17 protein-coding genes and 1 riboswitch are annotated in these 16,705 nt (G+C 65.0%); of the genes, 7 read left to right on the top strand and 10 right to left on the bottom strand.

Annotated elements, in window-relative coordinates:
• Positions 1–204: 204 nt before the first annotated feature.
• Positions 205–504, bottom strand: coding sequence for a PilZ domain-containing protein (locus tag ACM43_RS29695; RefSeq protein WP_271545020.1), 300 nt, complete (start codon positions 502–504; stop codon positions 205–207).
• A gap of 201 nt (positions 505–705) precedes the next feature.
• On the opposite strand from ACM43_RS29695, the gene ACM43_RS29690 reads away from it, so the two are divergent.
• A complete protein-coding gene (locus tag ACM43_RS29690) occupies positions 706–999 on the top strand; it encodes an HdeA family protein (protein ID WP_225128886.1) in 294 nt (97 codons plus the stop codon).
• Between the two features lie 114 nt (positions 1,000–1,113).
• On the opposite strand, the gene ACM43_RS29685 is transcribed toward ACM43_RS29690, so the two are convergent.
• Positions 1,114–1,578: a PaaI family thioesterase gene (locus tag ACM43_RS29685; RefSeq protein WP_271545016.1), complete on the bottom strand. Its 465-nt coding sequence runs from the start codon at positions 1,576–1,578 to the stop codon at positions 1,114–1,116.
• A 361-nt stretch (positions 1,579–1,939) separates the two neighbouring features.
• Here ACM43_RS29685 and ACM43_RS29680 point away from each other — a divergent pair, with 361 nt between their 5' ends.
• Together ACM43_RS29680 and ACM43_RS29675 are read left to right on the top strand one after the other, a co-directional pair.
• A complete protein-coding gene (locus ACM43_RS29680; RefSeq protein WP_109145724.1) occupies positions 1,940–2,236 on the top strand; it encodes a hypothetical protein in 297 nt (98 codons plus the stop codon).
• A gap of 98 nt (positions 2,237–2,334) precedes the next feature.
• Positions 2,335–2,589 carry a hypothetical protein gene (locus ACM43_RS29675; protein WP_271545014.1) on the top strand — a complete coding sequence of 85 codons (255 nt, stop codon included), beginning with the start codon at positions 2,335–2,337 and terminating at the stop codon, positions 2,587–2,589.
• Between the two features lie 30 nt (positions 2,590–2,619).
• Here the strand turns inward: ACM43_RS29675 and ACM43_RS29670 are convergent, their stop codons facing one another.
• The gene (locus ACM43_RS29670) at positions 2,620–2,808 is read right to left on the bottom strand and encodes a hypothetical protein (protein ID WP_109143203.1); all 189 of its coding nucleotides are present in this window, start codon (positions 2,806–2,808) and stop codon (positions 2,620–2,622) included.
• A 235-nt stretch (positions 2,809–3,043) separates the two neighbouring features.
• Here ACM43_RS29670 and ACM43_RS29665 point away from each other — a divergent pair, with 235 nt between their 5' ends.
• Positions 3,044–3,295, top strand: coding sequence for a DUF2798 domain-containing protein (locus ACM43_RS29665; protein WP_271545012.1), 252 nt, complete (start codon positions 3,044–3,046; stop codon positions 3,293–3,295).
• 553 nt (positions 3,296–3,848) lie between these two features.
• Here ACM43_RS29665 and ACM43_RS29660 read toward each other — a convergent pair.
• Positions 3,849–4,019, bottom strand: a complete 171-nt coding sequence (locus tag ACM43_RS29660) for a hypothetical protein (RefSeq protein ID WP_109143205.1) — start codon at positions 4,017–4,019, stop codon at positions 3,849–3,851.
• 157 nt (positions 4,020–4,176) lie between these two features.
• Positions 4,177–4,377: a hypothetical protein gene (locus tag ACM43_RS29655; RefSeq protein WP_157280767.1), complete on the bottom strand. Its 201-nt coding sequence runs from the start codon at positions 4,375–4,377 to the stop codon at positions 4,177–4,179.
• 323 nt (positions 4,378–4,700) lie between these two features.
• Between ACM43_RS29655 and recA the strand changes: the two genes are divergently transcribed.
• Both recA and ACM43_RS29645 read left to right on the top strand, forming a co-directional pair.
• A complete protein-coding gene (recA, locus tag ACM43_RS29650; protein ID WP_027577058.1) occupies positions 4,701–5,789 on the top strand; it encodes a recombinase RecA in 1,089 nt (362 codons plus the stop codon).
• A gap of 346 nt (positions 5,790–6,135) precedes the next feature.
• Positions 6,136–6,828 (top strand): hypothetical protein, encoded by a 693-nt coding sequence (locus ACM43_RS29645; RefSeq protein WP_271545008.1) that lies wholly within the window; start codon positions 6,136–6,138, stop codon positions 6,826–6,828.
• A 130-nt stretch (positions 6,829–6,958) separates the two neighbouring features.
• Here ACM43_RS29645 and gcvP read toward each other — a convergent pair whose 3' ends face one another.
• The 3 genes from gcvP to gcvT all read right to left on the bottom strand — a co-directional run bounded on the left by gcvP (position 6,959) and on the right by gcvT (position 11,501).
• The gene (gcvP, locus tag ACM43_RS29640; RefSeq protein WP_271545109.1) at positions 6,959–9,823 is read right to left on the bottom strand and encodes an aminomethyl-transferring glycine dehydrogenase; all 2,865 of its coding nucleotides are present in this window, start codon (positions 9,821–9,823) and stop codon (positions 6,959–6,961) included.
• A 154-nt stretch (positions 9,824–9,977) separates the two neighbouring features.
• Positions 9,978–10,346 (bottom strand): glycine cleavage system protein GcvH, encoded by a 369-nt coding sequence (gcvH, locus tag ACM43_RS29635; protein WP_271545006.1) that lies wholly within the window; start codon positions 10,344–10,346, stop codon positions 9,978–9,980.
• 9 nt (positions 10,347–10,355) lie between these two features.
• Positions 10,356–11,501: a glycine cleavage system aminomethyltransferase GcvT gene (gene gcvT / locus ACM43_RS29630; protein WP_271545004.1), complete on the bottom strand. Its 1,146-nt coding sequence runs from the start codon at positions 11,499–11,501 to the stop codon at positions 10,356–10,358.
• A gap of 145 nt (positions 11,502–11,646) precedes the next feature.
• A riboswitch (glycine riboswitch) is annotated at positions 11,647–11,738 on the bottom strand.
• Positions 11,739–12,048: 310 nt separating this feature from the next.
• Here gcvT and alaS point away from each other — a divergent pair.
• Positions 12,049–14,730, top strand: coding sequence for an alanine--tRNA ligase (alaS, locus tag ACM43_RS29625; protein ID WP_271545002.1), 2,682 nt, complete (start codon positions 12,049–12,051; stop codon positions 14,728–14,730).
• A gap of 66 nt (positions 14,731–14,796) precedes the next feature.
• On the opposite strand, the gene ACM43_RS29620 is transcribed toward alaS, so the two are convergent.
• The gene (locus ACM43_RS29620; protein WP_271545000.1) at positions 14,797–15,291 is read right to left on the bottom strand and encodes a DUF3455 domain-containing protein; all 495 of its coding nucleotides are present in this window, start codon (positions 15,289–15,291) and stop codon (positions 14,797–14,799) included.
• Between the two features lie 98 nt (positions 15,292–15,389).
• Positions 15,390–16,604, bottom strand: coding sequence for an NADP-dependent isocitrate dehydrogenase (locus tag ACM43_RS29615; RefSeq protein ID WP_036043844.1), 1,215 nt, complete (start codon positions 16,602–16,604; stop codon positions 15,390–15,392).
• Between the last annotated feature and the right edge of the window lie 101 nt (positions 16,605–16,705).

Raw genomic sequence — 16,705 nt, 5'->3', positions numbered from 1 at the left:
GCTGTGGTGAGCATATTGGTGATCGCGGGCGCCGTGTTGGTGCTGACGCCGCCGAAATGACGTGAGCGGATGGTGCGGACCTGCCTCTTGGTTTCGGCGAGGCGCCGTCGCTCCTGTCGCACACGATCTGTTGCGGTTTCATCTTCGATCGCGCGCGTGGTCGCTAGGCTCGTGATTGCGAGTCGCGGGCCGGCGCCGCCGCATCTAAGCAATCGTGATCGTGTTGTGCATGCGATGCGAACCTTCGTTCACATCGCGCCCGCTATTGCACGAAAGCGAGGCCGACGCGCTTGTCGCTAGCCAAACTGTGCGACAATGCCGTACGAAATCGTCGCACGCGATCGAGAGCGTGACCGATGGCGGCAACATGACGGGAGTGTCGAGGTCGATCGCCGCGCCGCCCGCCGACATGTTGCGCACCGTGCAAGCAATGCCGCCGTTTTCAAAGGTGATCTTTCCACCCTTGAAAACACGGTGACGTTGCGATGTGCGCTTCTCAATCATCCGCGTTAGTCCTGCCGATGAGTAGGAAGTAGTGCAGAGAAATTACGTTGAACTAAACTCAATACTGGCGCTACTTGCACGGCGTTTCAGACTTTGTTTACGACGTTGGAGCGGCGAGCCGCTCCCACGAACCTGCCCAAAGAGCCAAGAGCCCACACAAGTGCCTTTCCTTTATGGCGCGACGCGCCGATGGAGATATTGATGAAGACTTCGCTTTCGATTTTGTTCGCCGCAGCGCTCTCGCTGGCCTCGATGCCCGCCCACGCCGTCAAGTGGGACCTCTCGACCATGACCTGCAAGCAGTTCCTCGAGAGCGGCGAGGACAACATCGGCGTCGTGCTAACCTGGATGGACGGCTGGTACAAGGGCGACGAGGACAACGCGATCATCGACACCGACGTCTTCATCGAGAATGCCAAGAAGTTCGGCGCCTATTGCGGAAAGAATCCGACCGTCAGCGTCGTCACTGCGGCCGACGAGATCCTCGGCAAGTGACATTCCCGGCGCAATGACGGCAAGCGCGATCGCGCTTGCTGTCCCGACACGATTTCCATCGAGAGCCGGGCCAAGCCTTGCGCTTCGCGCGGCTCTCTTGTTTTCAGGGCGCGTTCACCCCGGCAGCATTGCGAACGCGCTCGACACCATCGCGGCCGGCTTGCCGTCGGCGGCCGAGAGCAGCGTGACGCGGCCAAAGCTCATTGTGCGCCCGAGCCGCACCACGCGCGCGTCCGCCAGCACGTCGGACGCGGCGATCGCGCGCATGAAATGCGTGGTCTGATCGACCGTGGTCATGGGACGGTAGCCGCGATTGGCCGCGAGGATCGCGATCACCATCGCGGTATCGGCGAGCGCCATCAGGGCCTGGCCGCAGACCACGCCGCCATTGCGGCACAGCCGCTCCGAAAACGGCATGCGCAGCAGCGCGCCGGGCTGCCAATCGGGGACGTCTGCGGGCGGCACATGCTCGATGCGCTCGACCGCAAGGTTGAGATCCTGGACCCAGGGCGCAAAGACCTCGCCGAGGATGCGACTGGCGTCGGCGGGGCCGAACTCGGCTTCTGGCTGCATTTGCATTGCTGTCGCGCTCTCCTGTGTTGCCGGATGTTTCGCCGCATTGTGCGCATCGCCGAGGCAAAGTCACCCGGTCTCGCGCCGGCCGCCTCGGCTTGAAAATGCCTGACTTGGCCCGATATGATGCCTCGCTTGGGTAGGGGTGGATGATGTTGCGTCGGTGTGTCCTCGTCTTTTGCATGGGCCTGCTCGGTCTCGCGCTGAGCGGGTGCACCAAATGCGGTCCGATCTGGGACGATTGGCTGCAGGCGCCCAAATCATGCCGATCGGATCGGCACTAGCGGCCACCGGGTCGTGACCGGGCTGACGAGGATGACACGGCGCGCAGCGATCCGCGCCTCATGGAAGACTTAAGGAGTGGATGATGAAGCTTTTCCGTTTGGCCGCGGTGCTGGCCGTGCTGGCGGGACCTGCCTACGCGCAAATGCCCAACATCAATTTGATGCAGGATGCCCCGAGCAAGTCGCCGGAGGAGAAGGCCATCGAGGCCGAGCGTGAGAAGGCCTACAAGGAAACGCTGAAGAAGATTCCGGATTCCAAGCCGTCCAGCGATCCCTGGGGCGGCATGCGCGCCGAACAGCCGAAGCAGCCGGCGGCGCCGAAGGCGTCGGCCGCAACCAGTGCGCCGAAGAAGACCAAGAGCGGGACGGCCGCCAACTGATCCGTTCCGGGGAGGCACAACGCTCCTCGGAAGGACTCCTCTTGATCCGGCCGGCGCCCTACATTGTCCGTAGCGTAGTGCGCAGAGGAAGGCAGGACATGGCCGATCGTCCGCAGGATCTCGCCGAGCGGATGGCGCGCCGGCGCAAGGCCGCCGGCAAGTCCGGCCAGTCCGCCGGCGACGGCTATCTGCGCGAGACCTTCACGCTGCCGCGGGCGGCGGCGCGGGAGCGGGCGCAGGCCTTCTTCGCCCGCTACCCCAAGGCCGGCTATATGAGCGAGGTCGAGACCTGGCGCGAATTGCCCGGCGGCGATATCGAGTTCACCATGCGTCGGCTGCCCAGCGCCGACTGACGCGCGCTATGACGCAGAAGGCGAAACGGTTCAGGCCGTCTTTCGCCCGATCGCCTTCAGCTCGCGGTCGATGCGCAGCTGCACGCGCCGGATCGCCAGCAGATCGATCCTGGTCTCGGTCTTGCCGGTCTTGATCCGGTCGCCGATGCGGAACTGCCACTGCCAGATTCCGGGAATCGCCGTCTTGGCGATGGTGAACTCGACGCCCCTGTGATTCATGGTCACCTCCCACGATTCACCCTTGTGCCTGCAAACATGTTGGTCGTCGCAATATTCGCTGGCAAGAAAAATGTCGCCCGCGGCCTCCGTGGTTCTCCGACCATGAACAAAGTTCCTGGAGCCGGCCGGGGTGCATCCGGCGGTCCCGCAGCGCGGTTCCAATCGAAGCGCCGGATCCGCTCGACGGCATCTGCCTTGCTTGCGTGATCCCCGGGCAAGCAACCATGGGCGCTTCATGCTCGGCATTCCCCGCCGCTACTCGCATTTCGTCTTCGGCATCATCCAATCCGGGCTGACCTCGCTGATCGCGGCGGGAGTGGCCAGCTTTCCCGCAGGCAGCCCGATGCTCTTCGTGCGGCACTGGATGGTGTCCTGGTTGATCGCATGGGCCGCGATGCTGCCGGTCGTGCTGCTGGCGGCGCCCGCGATCCGCGCCTTCTCGCTGCGCCTGACCCAGGAGGAGCGGGAGCCCCGCGCCGGCCGGTAGCCGGGCGAGCCTAGCCGGCTGGCTGACGAAAGCAGGCGCGCGAGCGAAAGGCCGCACACTGGCCCCGTACCGGTCCCAATTTCGACATCCGTCCGCACCACTGCGGACACACCCGTCGGCAAGATTTTATCCGTTCGGCGCAGCCATGGGGGAAACGTGGCGCGCCGAAAACGGGGTGGCATCATATGGATAACGTAGAGCGGTCATTCGCCGCCGCGACGGCGGCTGGCTTCGTCGTGCTGGTGATAGGCCTGGTTTTGCTGGCGGTGCTCTAGCAGGCGCTGCTGCAGACGGAACTGACGTGCCGGGACGTCCCATCGACGGCGCCGGCGCGCCTTGCCTCTCAAAAGTGGCAAAACAACCCCATGCACAGTAGGTCCTGGCGATTTCATCGCTTCGCCAATGGCTCGCTGGTAGTATTTAGCTACCCGGTGCATCTGCGGTCGCGGCGCCCCGACCGGCGATGCCGATCGGAGGTTCCGGCCAAGGACCGGAGCGGAGTGCCGCATCGCGGGCGGGCCAGGCCCGCTCCGGAGGGCGGTCCTGGCAGTGCTTAATGAACCTTGATCTCGTTCAGCGGCAGACGGAGCTCGGCGGCGCGCTCTTCGCGGTCCTTCTTGCGGAACTCGTTTTCCTTGCGCTCGAACTTCACCATCTCCTCGTGGGCAGCGTCCAGCAGCGGCTTTCGCCTGAGCGTGTCGTGGTGCGTGTCGTTGTTCGTCATGACCAGAGATCCCCAAAAGTTGCGGTCCCATCCCCACAGAAGGCCCGAGACCGCCAAAAGGTTCGGTGCCGTAGGATTACGGAAACATGACGGCGGCCCAGTCGCGCGTCGTTGATCCCGGTCATGTTCGCTTCGAGGAACCCGGGGAGGCCCCCGGCTATTTCGGCGGCTGCAGCTCCGGCGATTTGACCCAATCGTTCAGATGATTGGCAACGTCGGCCTGACGGGCCTTCTTGAGCAGCGCGTCCCGCTCCGGCCCGGGCGGAAGCTTGGAGGCCTGCTCGCGGATCTGCTGCACCCACGCCGACAGCCGGTCCTGAAGGGTCAGTTGCTGCTTGAAACGTCGTCGCTTCAACATGGCGCGCTCTTTCCGTGCGAGGAGGCGGGAGCGCGAGGTCAGCGGTCTCATCACCGAAGTGGCCACGGTCCGCGCGGTGATGATGCATTAGGATCCAGAAATGGATCCGCGTCTGTTCAGTTGTGCACTCAGTGCGGACGGCGTGACGATCCAGTATGGCAGGTTCGACCAGCTCCGTTGTCTCCTGGTCCAGTTACAAAGACAAAATCCGCAAAAGAACATATTGCGAACTGAGAACAAATGAGGTACATTGCTTTTATCGCCGAGCTGCCTCGCAACTGTTTGTCCCTCACGCGAATCCTCGCCATAAGGAGCACGACCCAATGTCCGCAACTGCCCTGCGTATCGTCGAAGGATCCTCCATGGACAAGAGTAAAGCTCTGGCCGCCGCGCTCTCCCAGATCGAGCGGCAGTTCGGCAAGGGCTCGGTGATGAAGCTTGGCAAGAACGACCGCTCCATGGACATCGAGGCGGTGTCCTCCGGCTCGCTCGGGCTCGATATCGCGCTCGGCATCGGCGGTCTGCCCAAGGGACGCATCGTCGAGATCTACGGGCCGGAATCCTCCGGCAAGACCACGCTGGCGCTGCATACGGTGGCGGAAGCGCAGAAGAAGGGCGGCATCTGCGCCTTCATCGACGCCGAGCACGCGCTCGATCCGGTCTATGCCCGCAAGCTCGGCGTCAACATCGACGAGCTCCTGATCTCGCAGCCCGACACCGGCGAGCAGGCGCTGGAGATCTGCGACACCCTGGTGCGCTCGGGCGCGGTCGACGTTCTCGTGGTCGATTCGGTGGCGGCGCTAGTGCCGAAGGCCGAGCTCGAGGGTGAGATGGGCGATGCGCTGCCGGGTCTTCAGGCGCGGTTGATGAGCCAGGCGCTGCGCAAGCTGACGGCCTCCATCAACAAGTCCAACACCATGGTGATCTTCATCAACCAGATCCGCATGAAGATCGGTGTGATGTACGGCTCGCCTGAAACGACCACCGGCGGCAATGCGCTGAAATTCTACGCTTCCGTCCGCCTCGACATCCGCCGCATCGGTGCGATCAAGGAGCGCGACGAGGTGGTTGGCAACACCACGCGCGTCAAGGTGGTCAAGAACAAGCTGGCGCCGCCATTCAAGCAGGTCGAGTTCGACATCATGTACGGCGAGGGCGTCTCCAAGATGGGCGAGATCCTCGATCTCGGCGTCAAGGCCGGCATCGTCGAGAAGTCCGGCGCCTGGTTCTCCTATGACAGCCAGCGCCTCGGTCAGGGCCGCGAGAACGCCAAGGCGTTCCTGAAGGGCAATCCCGACATCACCGCCAAGATCGAGACCGCGATCCGCCAGAATTCCGGTCTGATCGCCGAACAGATTCTCGCCGGCACGCCCGAGCGCGACGCCGACGGCGAGGAGCCGGCGGACGAGTAAGCCTTAACGCGAAGAGCTTTTCGCGAGGAGCGGGCACTGAGGACGTTGAGTTGCCGACGTCTTCGGTGCCCGTTTCGCTTTTGCGTTATGATCGTCGGGTGGTGCAATGAAGCGGCTGATCTTGACGACAGATTCATCCGCCGCCGGCGCGATACAGCGGGCGGGCCTCGCCGACCTCGTCATGGCGATCGAGCGCCGGCTTGTTTAGGGATCGCTGCCGTCCACCGCGGAACTCGATGCATTCTGGCGCCTCGAAGGCTCGGGCCCTCACGGGCTGATCGAGCTGTTCTTAGAGTATGACACGGTCGAACTGTGGATGGAGCCAGAGCCAAATGCGCAATTGATCTTGCTCTGGCTGCTCGACCATTGCGGCAGCGATAGAGCGGCAGCCTCCAAACTCGTGATGCGTCCGCTAGACATCGCCGTGAGCGGTCTCGGTCCCGAGGGCCTCGCGAAGCTGAACCCGCCGCTGGTCAGGCTCACGCAAGATCACGTTGGCCTGGCGGGTCGCGCGTGGCGAGCTTATCGTGCGCCGACGCCACAGGCCTGGTTCGGCCTGCTCGAAACGGACTTGCGCCTGCTTCCGAAGCTCGAGCATTGCGTCGTCGCCCTGCTCGAAGAGCTTCCAAACGTGACCAGTGGCCTTGGCGCCACGGAAATGCGGATGCTGGAATCAATCGCGCCGGGTGGGGTGCAGCCCTATGACGTCTTCCCGGGATATCAGAAGCCTAACGAGCGTCGCGTCTTCGACTACTGGGAGGTGGGGGCGTTGCTCGATGGACTTGCGCGCTGCCCGGTGCCGGCCGTATCCGGCCTGGAGGAGGGACCGTTCACGCTCGACATGCATGATGATGCCCTCCGTCATGCACGATACAAGCAATCCCGCTTGTCGCTCACGGATCTCGGCAAGGCGATCCTCGCAGGAGACGAGGACTTCTGCCGCCATAATCCGCTTCGGCGCTGGTGGGGCGGCACCCTTCTCGCCAACGAACGGCTTTGGCGCTGGGATGACGAACGCCGGTTGTTGGTTGCGCCCTAGAGACACATTCACTGTTGTGGGGTAACCGAAGGCGTAATCCGCCACTGTTCATCTCGGTGAAAGCAGACGTGGTGGGTTACGCAGGCGACAGCGCTTCGCGCCGCCGCCCGCGAACCCACCCTACGAAACCTCACTCCGCAGCTTCCGCGTAATCGCTCACCGGCGGGCAGGAGCACACGAGGTTGCGGTCGCCGTAGACGTTGTCGACGCGGCCCACCGGGGACCAATATTTGTCGGTGCGCGAGACGCCGGCGGGAAAGCAACCCTCGGTGCGGGTGTAGGCGCGCTTCCAATCGTCGTCGGCGATGTCGTGCACGGTGTGCGGGGCGTGGCGCAGGGGCGAGGCCTCGATCTTGAAGCGGCCGGCCTCGACCTCTGCGATCTCCTTGCGGATCGCGATCATGGCGTCGCAGAAGCGATCGAGCTCCGCCTTGGATTCGGACTCGGTCGGCTCGATCATCAGCGTGCCCGGCACCGGGAAGCTCATGGTCGGGGCGTGGAAGCCGTAATCGATCAGGCGCTTTGCGATGTCGTCGACCGTAACGCCCGATGTCGCCTTCAGCGGACGCGGATCGACGATGCACTCATGCGCGACGCGGCCCTTCTCGTTCTTGTAGAGCACCGGGAAGTGCGGATCGAGGCGCGCTGCGATGTAGTTGGCGTTGAGGATCGCGATCTCGGTGGCGCGCTTCAGGCCTTCACCGCCCATCATCAGGATGTAGATGTAGGAGATGGTGAGGATCGAGGCCGAGCCGAACGGCGCCGCCGAGACCGGACCGACCGGAGCATCGGCCTTGGTGGTCGGATGGCCCGGAAGGAAGGGCGCGAGATGCGCCTTGACGCCGATCGGGCCCATGCCGGGGCCGCCGCCGCCATGCGGGATGCAGAAGGTCTTGTGCAGGTTGAGATGGCTGACGTCGGCGCCGTAATCGCCGGGCCTCGAGAGGCCAACCTGCGCATTGAGGTTGGCGCCGTCCAGATACACCTGGCCGCCATGGCCGTGCACGATGTCGCAGATCTCGCGGATGTGCTCCTCGAACACGCCGTGGGTCGAGGGATAGGTGATCATGACCGCGGCGAGATTGTTCGCATGCTTCTCCGCCTTGGCGCGAAGATCATTGACGTCGACGTCGCCGTTCTTCTCGCAAGCGACCACCACGACGTCCATGCCGACCATCGCCGCCGAGGCCGGATTGGTGCCGTGGGCGGAGGAGGGGATCAGGCAGATCTTGCGATGGCTCTGTCCGCGCGCGGCATGATAGCCGCGGATCGCGAGCAGCCCGGCATATTCGCCCTGCGCGCCCGAGTTCGGCTGCAGCGAGATCGCGTCATAGCCGGTGATGTCGCACAGCCATTTTTCCAGCCGCGCGAACAGCGCGTGGTAGCCGGCCGCCTGCTCGCGCGGGACGAACGGATGCAGCGAGCCGAATTCCGGCCAGGTCAGCGGCATCATCTCGGTGGTCGCGTTCAGCTTCATGGTGCAGGATCCCAGCGGGATCATGGCGCGGTCGAGCGCGAGGTCGCGGTCGCTGAGCTTGCGCATATAGCGCAGCATCTCGGTCTCCGAGCGATGCGCGTGGAACACGGGGTGGGTCAGGAAAGCGGTGGTGCGCTTCAGATCGTCCGGCAGCGCCTCGCGCGTCTCGGCATCGATCTCGGCATAGGCGAGAGAGCCGCCGAAGGCGCGCCAGACCGCCTCGACCGTCGCAGGCGTCGTGGTCTCGTCGAGCGCGATGCGAAGCGCCGTATCGCTGATGCCGAGATTGATCTTCTCGCTTGCCGCGCGCGCGACGATCTCGGCGCGCTTGCCGCCGGCATCGACGCTGAGCGTGTCGAAGAAGTTTTCGCTCTCAGGCGCGAAGCCGAGCTTGCGCAGGCCGCTGGCGAGCACGGCGGTGCGGCGATGCACGTTGCGGGCGATCTGGGTGAGGCCCTCGGGACCGTGATATACCGCATACATCGAGGCGATCACGGCGAGCAGCACCTGCGCGGTGCAGATGTTGGAGGTCGCCTTCTCGCGCCGGATGTGCTGCTCGCGGGTCTGCAGCGCAAGCCGGTAGGCCGGCGCCCCGCGGGAATCGACGGAGAGGCCGACGATGCGGCCGGGCAGCGAACGCTTCAGCGCGTCGCGCACGGCCATATAGGCCGCGTGCGGCCCGCCATAGCCCATCGGCACGCCGAAGCGCTGGGCCGAGCCGATGGCGATGTCGGCCCCGAGCTCGCCGGGCGAGGCGAGCAGCGTCAGCGCGAGGAGGTCGGCGGCTAGGATCGCGAGTGCGCCCTTGGCCTTCAGCGCCGCGATCGCCGGCCTGAGGTCGCGCACCGCACCGGAAGAGCCGGGATATTGCAGCAGCGCGCCGAGCACGTCCGATTTGTCGAGGTCAGCGAGGGGATCGCCGACGACCAGAGTCCAGCCGAGCGGCTCGGCGCGGGTGCGCATCACCGCAAGCGTCTGCGGATGCACGTCCTTGTCGACGAAGAAGGCCTTCGCTTTCACCTGCGAGTGGCGCTCGGCAAGCGCCATGGCTTCGGCCGCGGCGGTGGCTTCATCGAGCAGCGAGGCGTTGGCGACGTCGAGCCCGGTGAGGTCGCAGATCATGGTCTGGAAGTTGAACAGCGCTTCCAGCCGGCCCTGGCTGATCTCCGGCTGGTACGGCGTATAGGCCGTGTACCAGGCCGGGTTCTCCAGGATGTTGCGCTGGATCACCGCGGGCAGGATGGTGCCTGAATAGCCTTGGCCGATCAGCGAGGTGAAGACCTGGTTCTGGCCTGCGAGCTCGGCCATGTGCGCGATCGCCTCGGTCTCGCTGAGCGGCTTGCCGAGATCGAGCGGAGAGGCCTGCCGGATCGAGGCGGGGAGTGTCTCCGCCATCAGCGCGTCCACGCTTTTGGCGCTGACGGCCTCCAGCATCGCGGTGACGTCTCGCGCGGAGGGGCCGATGTGGCGGCGAACGAAGGAGGCGGTGTCGCCGTTGGATTTGCGGTGCGCGGTCATCATGGGTCCTCGCTAGATTTCGCTGTCATGCCCCGCGGAGGCGGGGCATCCAGTAAACGCAGGCAGTATTGCTAGAGCCGAGAAGCCGCGGCGTACTGGATCACCCGCCTTCGCGGGTGATGACACTGAGTATTGGGCGGCTACACTCGTCATCTCACGCCGTATGCGCCTTGTAGGCGGCTTCATCCATGAGGCCGCCGAGCTCGCTTCTGTCGGCCATCTTGATCTTGAAGAACCAGGCCTTGCCTTGCGCGTCCGAGTTCACCAGCGCCGGCTCGGCCGCGAGCTCGGCGTTGGTCTCGAGCACTTCGCCAGAGATCGGCGCGTACACGTCGGAGGCCGCCTTGACGGATTCGACGACGGCGGCGGCTTCGGCCTTCTTCAAGCTCCGGCCGACCTTGGGCAGCTCGACGAACACGACGTCGCCGAGCTGCTGCTGGGCGTAGTCGGTGATGCCGACGGTCGCGACATCGCCGTCGATGGCGAGCCATTCATGGTCGGAAGTGTACAGCGTCGTGGTCATGTCGCGTCCTCAGCGTTTGTAGGTGTTTTTCACGAAGGGCATGGCGGCGACCGCGAGCGGCAGCCGCTGGCCGCGCACTTCGGCGAAGAGCTTTGTGCCGAGCGCGCTCAGATTTGTGGGCACGTAGCCCATGGCAACCGGCGCGTTCAGGCTGGGGCCGAAACCGCCCGAGGTGACTTGTCCGATCGGCTCGCCGCCCGCAGCGTCGGCAAACAGCAGCGCGCCCTCGCGCACCGGCGCGCGGCCCTCGGCGCGCAGTCCGACGCGGCGGCGGGATGCGCCGTTATCGAAATGGGCGAGGATCTTCGCGGCGCCGGGAAAGCCGCCGGCGCGTGCACCGCCGCTGCGGCGGCTTTTCTGCACCGACCATTCCAGCGCGGCCTCGACCGGCGTGGTGGTGGTGTCGATGTCGTGGCCGTACAGGCAGAGCCCGGCTTCCAGCCGCAGGCTGTCGCGGGCCCCGAGGCCAATCGGGAGCACGTCGGGATTTTCCAGCAGCATTTTTGCCAAGCGTTCGGCATCGCCTGATGGAACCGAGATCTCGAAACCGTCCTCGCCGGTGTAGCCGGAACGCGAGACGAAGCACTTGATGCCGGCGACCTCGTGCGGGCCGGCGTCCATGAATGTCATGGCGGGCGCCTCTGCACAGAATTTCGCCAGCACAGCTTCGGCCTTCGGGCCCTGCAGCGCGATCAGCGCGCGGTCGGCAAGCTGCTCGATCACGCAGGCGTCGGACAGGTTGGCGCGCAGGTGCGCCTCGTCCTCAGCCTTGCAGGCGGCGTTGACGACCAGGAACAGGTGATCGCCGAAATTGGCGACCATGAGGTCGTCGAGAATGCCGCCGTCGTCATTGGTGAACTGGGCGTAGCGCTGCCGCCCTGCGGCGATCGCCACGATATCCTGCGGCACCAGCCGCTCCAGCGCGCGGGCGGCGTCCTCCACATTGCCGGATTTCGGCCGGAGCGCGAGCTGGCCCATGTGGGAGACGTCGAACAGGCCCGCTTTGGTGCGGGTATGGACGTGCTCCTTCAAGACGCCCGCGGGGTACTGCACGGGCATGTCATAGCCCGCGAACGGCACCATCTTGCCCCCCAGGGACACATGGAGGTCGTAGAGGGGGGTGCGTTTCAGGGAGTCTTGGTCGTGCGCTAGCATCTTGAGGGCCCTCGGCGGTTCCCCGGGGAGGATTCCCCGATGGACACCAGTCGAAGCCCCATCTGTCGCTGTGCCTGAGAGTATTATCCCGTCGGCGGACGCTGTCCGGGTCTACACCCGTCGGCGCCTCTTTCCAGATGCTGTCAAAGCCACGCGGTCCTTTTGCCTGAGAGTTTCCGGGGCGGTTGCTCCTTCGGCGCCGGCTAACTGGTAGCCGGTCTCTCCCGACGTGGCCGTACGATACAGATGGGTAGAGACCACAGGGGAGCCAAGCCTGTCAACGCGTCCGCGCGCCCTATCCAACGGGATTGCGCGGCTGCGGCAACCCTCTGATCTCCTTGCACAGTTTCTGGACAGCGAAGCTGGCCTTGTCTAAAAGCGCTTTGGCCCGCAGATATCAGCCTCAACGGTCCGGTTTGGACCGCGAAAAGCGGGCCCTAAAGCACGATGAGTCATCGCGCTTTAGCTCTTTGTTTGAGCATGATCTTTCCGGAAAACCGCTTCGCACTTTTCCGGATCATGCTCTAGCACACCCGATTGGATGAACATGAGCGGCGTCAACGAGATCAGGTCGACCTTTCTGAACTTCTTTGCCGAGAACGGCCACGAGATCGTGCCGTCCTCGCCCCTCGTGCCGCGCAACGACCCGACGTTGATGTTCACCAATGCCGGCATGGTGCAGTTCAAGAACGTCTTCACCGGCGTCGAGAAGCGGCCCTATCAGCGCGCCACCACCTCGCAGAAATGCGTGCGCGCCGGCGGCAAGCACAACGACCTCGACAATGTCGGCTACACCGCGCGCCATCTCACCTTCTTCGAGATGCTGGGCAATTTCTCGTTCGGCGATTACTTCAAGGAGCGCGCGATCGAGCTCGCCTGGAAGCTGATCACGAGCGAGTTCGGGCTGAAGAAGGACAAGCTGCTCGTCACCGTCTACCACACCGACGACGAGGCGGCCGGCCTGTGGAAGAAGATCGCCGGCTTCTCCGAGGACCGCATCATCCGCATCCCGACGTCGGACAATTTCTGGGCGATGGGCGACACCGGGCCGTGCGGCCCGTGCTCGGAGATCTTCATCGACCGCGGCGATCACATCTGGGGCGGTCCGCCCGGCTCGCCGGAAGAGGACGGCGACCGCTTCCTCGAATTCTGGAATCTCGTGTTCATGCAATACGAGCAGGTGACGAAGGAGGAGCGCGTCGGTCTGCCGCGTCCCTCGATCGACACCGGCATGGGCCTGGAGCGCATGGCCTGCATCCTCCAGGGCGTCGAGAGCGTGTTCGAGACCGACCTGTTCCGCAACCTGATCGATGCGGCCGCATCCGCGCTCGGCGCCGGGCCGAACCAGCGCACCGCGGCTTCGTTCCGCGTCATCGCCGACCATTTGCGCTCCTCAGCCTTCCTGGTCTCCGACGGCGTGCTGCCTTCCAACGAGGGCCGCGGCTATGTGCTGCGCCGGATCATGCGCCGGGCGATGCGCCATGCGCAACTGCTCGGCGCCAAGGAGCCGTTGATGCATCGGCTGGTCTGGGCGTTGGTGCGCGAGATGGGCCAGGCCTATCCGGAATTGATGCGCGCGGAAAAGCTGATCGAGGAAACGCTGCGGCTGGAAGAAACCCGCTTCCGCAAGACTCTGTCGCGCGGCCTTGCCATCCTCGACGAGAAGAGCGCCGGTCTGAAGAAGGGCGACATGTTCGACGGCGACGTCGCCTTCACGCTGTACGACACCTACGGCTTCCCGCTCGACCTGACCCAGGACGCGCTGAAGTCGCGCGGCATCGGCGTCGACCAGGCGGCGTTCACCGACGCGATGGAGCGTCAGAAGGCCAAGGCGCGCGAGTCCTGGAAGGGCTCGGGTGAGGCGGCCTCCGAGGCGATCTGGTTCCCGCTGCGCGAGAAGCTCGGCGCCACCGAATTCCTGGGCTACGAGACCGAGAGCGCCGAAGGCGTGGTGTCGGCGCTGGTCAAGGACGGCGCCGAGGTCGCGAGCCTCAAGGCCGGCGAGACGGGCGCGATCGTGCTGAACCAGACGCCGTTCTATGCGGAGTCCGGCGGCCAGGTCGGCGACACCGGCGTGCTGTCGGGCGAGGGTGGCATCAAGGTCCGCGTCACCGATACGCAGAAGAAGCTCGGCGATCTCTTCGTCCATATCGGCACGGTCGAGAGTGGCGAAGTGAAGCTCGGCACGGCGCTGCAGCTCGAGGTCGATCATTCCAGGCGCTCGACCATCCGCGCCCATCACTCTGCGACCCACATCATCCACGAGGCGCTGCGCCAGGTGCTCGGCGATCACATTGCCCAGCGCGGCTCGATGGTCGCGCCGGATCGGCTGCGCTTCGACTTCGTGCATCCGAAGCCGATCACGGCCGAGGAGCTCGCCCGCGTTGAGGACATCGCCAACGACGTGGTGCTGGAGAACGACGAGGTCACCACGCGCGTCATGGGCGTCGACGAGGCCCGCGAGGCCGGGGCGCGCGCGCTGTTCGGCGAGAAATATGGCGACGAGGTCCGCGTCGTCTCGATGGGCAGGACCGCGCGCGAGCGCGGCGCCAACGCGCTCGGCTGGTCCGTCGAGCTCTGCGGCGGCACTCATGTGAAGCGCACCGGCGATATCGGCCTGATCACGGTCACGAGCGAGAGCGCGGTCGCGTCGGGCGTGCGCCGGATCGAGGCGCTGACGGGCAATTACGCGCGAAAGCATGCCAATGACACCATGGCTCTGGCGAAGGTTGCGGCGAACGAGCTGCGCACCTCGCTCGACGACGTGCCGGCGCGCATCTCAGCGCTGATGGAGGAGCGCAAGAAGCTCGAGCGCGAGCTCTCCGATGCCCGCAAGAAGCTGGCGATGGGCGGCGGCGCTGCCGCCGGCAATAATGGCGCAGCGTCGGGCGTGCGCGAGGCCGGCGGCGTCAAGCTGATGGCGCGTGCGGTCGAAGGCATCGAGATGAAGGATCTCAAGAGTCTCGCCGACGACGGCAAGAAGCAGATCGGCTCGGGCGTCGTCGCCATCGTCGGCGTCACCGGGGACGGCAAGGCCGGAATTGTGGTCGGCGTCACGCAGGACCTCACCGCGCGCTTCAATGCCGTGAATCTCGTGCGTATCGCCTCCGAGGCGCTCGGCGGCAAGGGCGGCGGCGGCCGGCCCGACATGGCCCAGGCCGGCGGCCCCGATGGCGCCAAGGCGTCCGAGGCCCTGAGCGCGATCGAAAAAGCGATGGCGGGCGCTTAAGGCGCGCGTCGCGGCTTCAATGGCAACGGCGTGGCGCCTTTCCGCGCCGTTCGGCCCGTAAAGCGGTCAGCCCTTCTTCAGGAAGACGTAGTCAGCCGAGTAGGGCACGCTCCTGAATTCGCCGGCCTTGTCGCAGACACCGTCGAGCTTGCCGCCATTTGTGTTGATGCGCTGGACCGTGGCGACTGATGTGAGCACGCCGTTGCCGCGGTGGGCCGTGACTTCCAGCTTCAGCCAGGGAATATCGGCGGCCAACGCGCCTGGCGCGTTGCCGACGGCCTTGCCGACCACGGCGCTGCCGTCGGCATGCTCCCAGTTCGGGCCGGCATAGTGGCGGCCGATCGTCTTGCCGTCTGAAAGCAGCGTTGCGATCGGCTCGCGGAAGGCCCAGGCGAGCTTGCCCTCGGTGCCCGCCTTGCACTCATAGACCTGCGCGCCCTCGGCGTGGACGCTGAGCACGACGCTCTCGCCCAGTGCGGCGATGGCGTCGGGGAGCGGGTCGGCGGCCGCAGCCGGTCCGGCGAGCAGCAACAGGCACGGCACGGCAAGCTTGATCGACATGGTCGCATCTCCGCGAAAGCTCTCAAAAAGAAACGGGCCGCGCTGGTCGCGCGGCCCGTGATGATGTCTGGCCCGGTCGGGCGAAAGTGCGGCCGGTTTTACGCCGCCAGCTCTTTCGTGAGATTCTCGGCGACCTTGTCGAGGAAGCCGGTGGTCGAGAGCCAGCGCTGGTCGGCGCCGACCAAGAGCGCGAGGTCCTTGGTCATGTAGCCAGCCTCGACGGTGTCGACGCAGACCTTCTCCAGCGTGGCCGCGAACTTGGCGAGCTCGGGGTTGTTGTCGAGCTTGGCGCGGTGCGACAGGCCTCTCGTCCAGGCGAAGATCGAGGCGATCGAGTTGGTCGAGGTCTCCTTGCCCTTCTGGTGCTCGCGGTAATGGCGGGTCACCGTGCCGTGGGCAGCTTCCGCCTCGACGGTCTTGCCGTCGGGGGTGAGCAGCACCGAGGTCATCAGGCCGAGCGAGCCGTAGCCCTGCGCGACCGTGTCGGACTGCACGTCGCCGTCGTAGTTCTTACAGGCCCAGACATAGCCGCCTGACCATTTCAGCGCCGAGGCCACCATGTCGTCGATCAGGCGGTGCTCGTAGGTCAGGCCCTTGGCGTCGAACTCCTTCTTGAACTCGCGGTCGAAGATGTCCTGGAAGATGTCCTTGAAGCGCCCGTCATAGACCTTGAGGATCGTGTTCTTGGTCGACAGGTACACCGGGTAATTGCGCAGCAGGCCGTAATTGAAGGAAGCGCGGGCGAAGTCGATGATGGAATCGTCGAGATTGTACATCTCCATCGCGACGCCGGCGCCGGGCGCCTTGAACACTTCCTTCTCGATCACGGTGCCGTCCTCGCCGACGAACTTCAGCGAGAGGGTGCCCTTGCCCGGGAACTTGATGTCGGTGGCGCGGTACTGGTCGCCATAGGCGTGACGGCCGATGATGATCGGCTTGGTCCAGCCGGGAACCAGGCGCGGCACGTTCTTGCAGATGATCGGCTCGCGGAAGATCACGCCGCCGAGGATGTTGCGGATGGTGCCGTTCGGCGACTTCCACATCTGCTTGAGATTGAACTCCTTCACCCGGGCTTCATCCGGGGTGATGGTGGCGCATTTGACGCCGACGCCGACCTTCTTGATCGCCTCGGCCGCGTCGATCGTCACCTGATCGTTGGTGTGGTCGCGGTATTCCATGCCCAGGTCGAAATAGAGCAGCTCGACATCCAGGAACGGGTTGATCAGCTTGTCCTTGATGTACTGCCAGATGATCCGGGTCATCTCGTCGCCATCGAGCTCGACGACGGGATTGGATACCTTGATTTTTGCCATGGCGGATGGGGCCTTACTTTGAGGGTGTCGTAGGGAACAGCGCGTCCCGGTCAGGCCCTATAGCACCGCGGTGAAGAGGGTGGAAGGCGAATGGGCCGGAG

The sequence above is a fragment of the Bradyrhizobium sp. CCBAU 45321 genome (genome assembly GCF_028128975.1).
Taxonomy (GTDB): Bacteria; Pseudomonadota; Alphaproteobacteria; order Rhizobiales; family Xanthobacteraceae; genus Bradyrhizobium; species Bradyrhizobium yuanmingense.
This window is presented reverse-complemented; position numbering and strand designations above follow the sequence as displayed.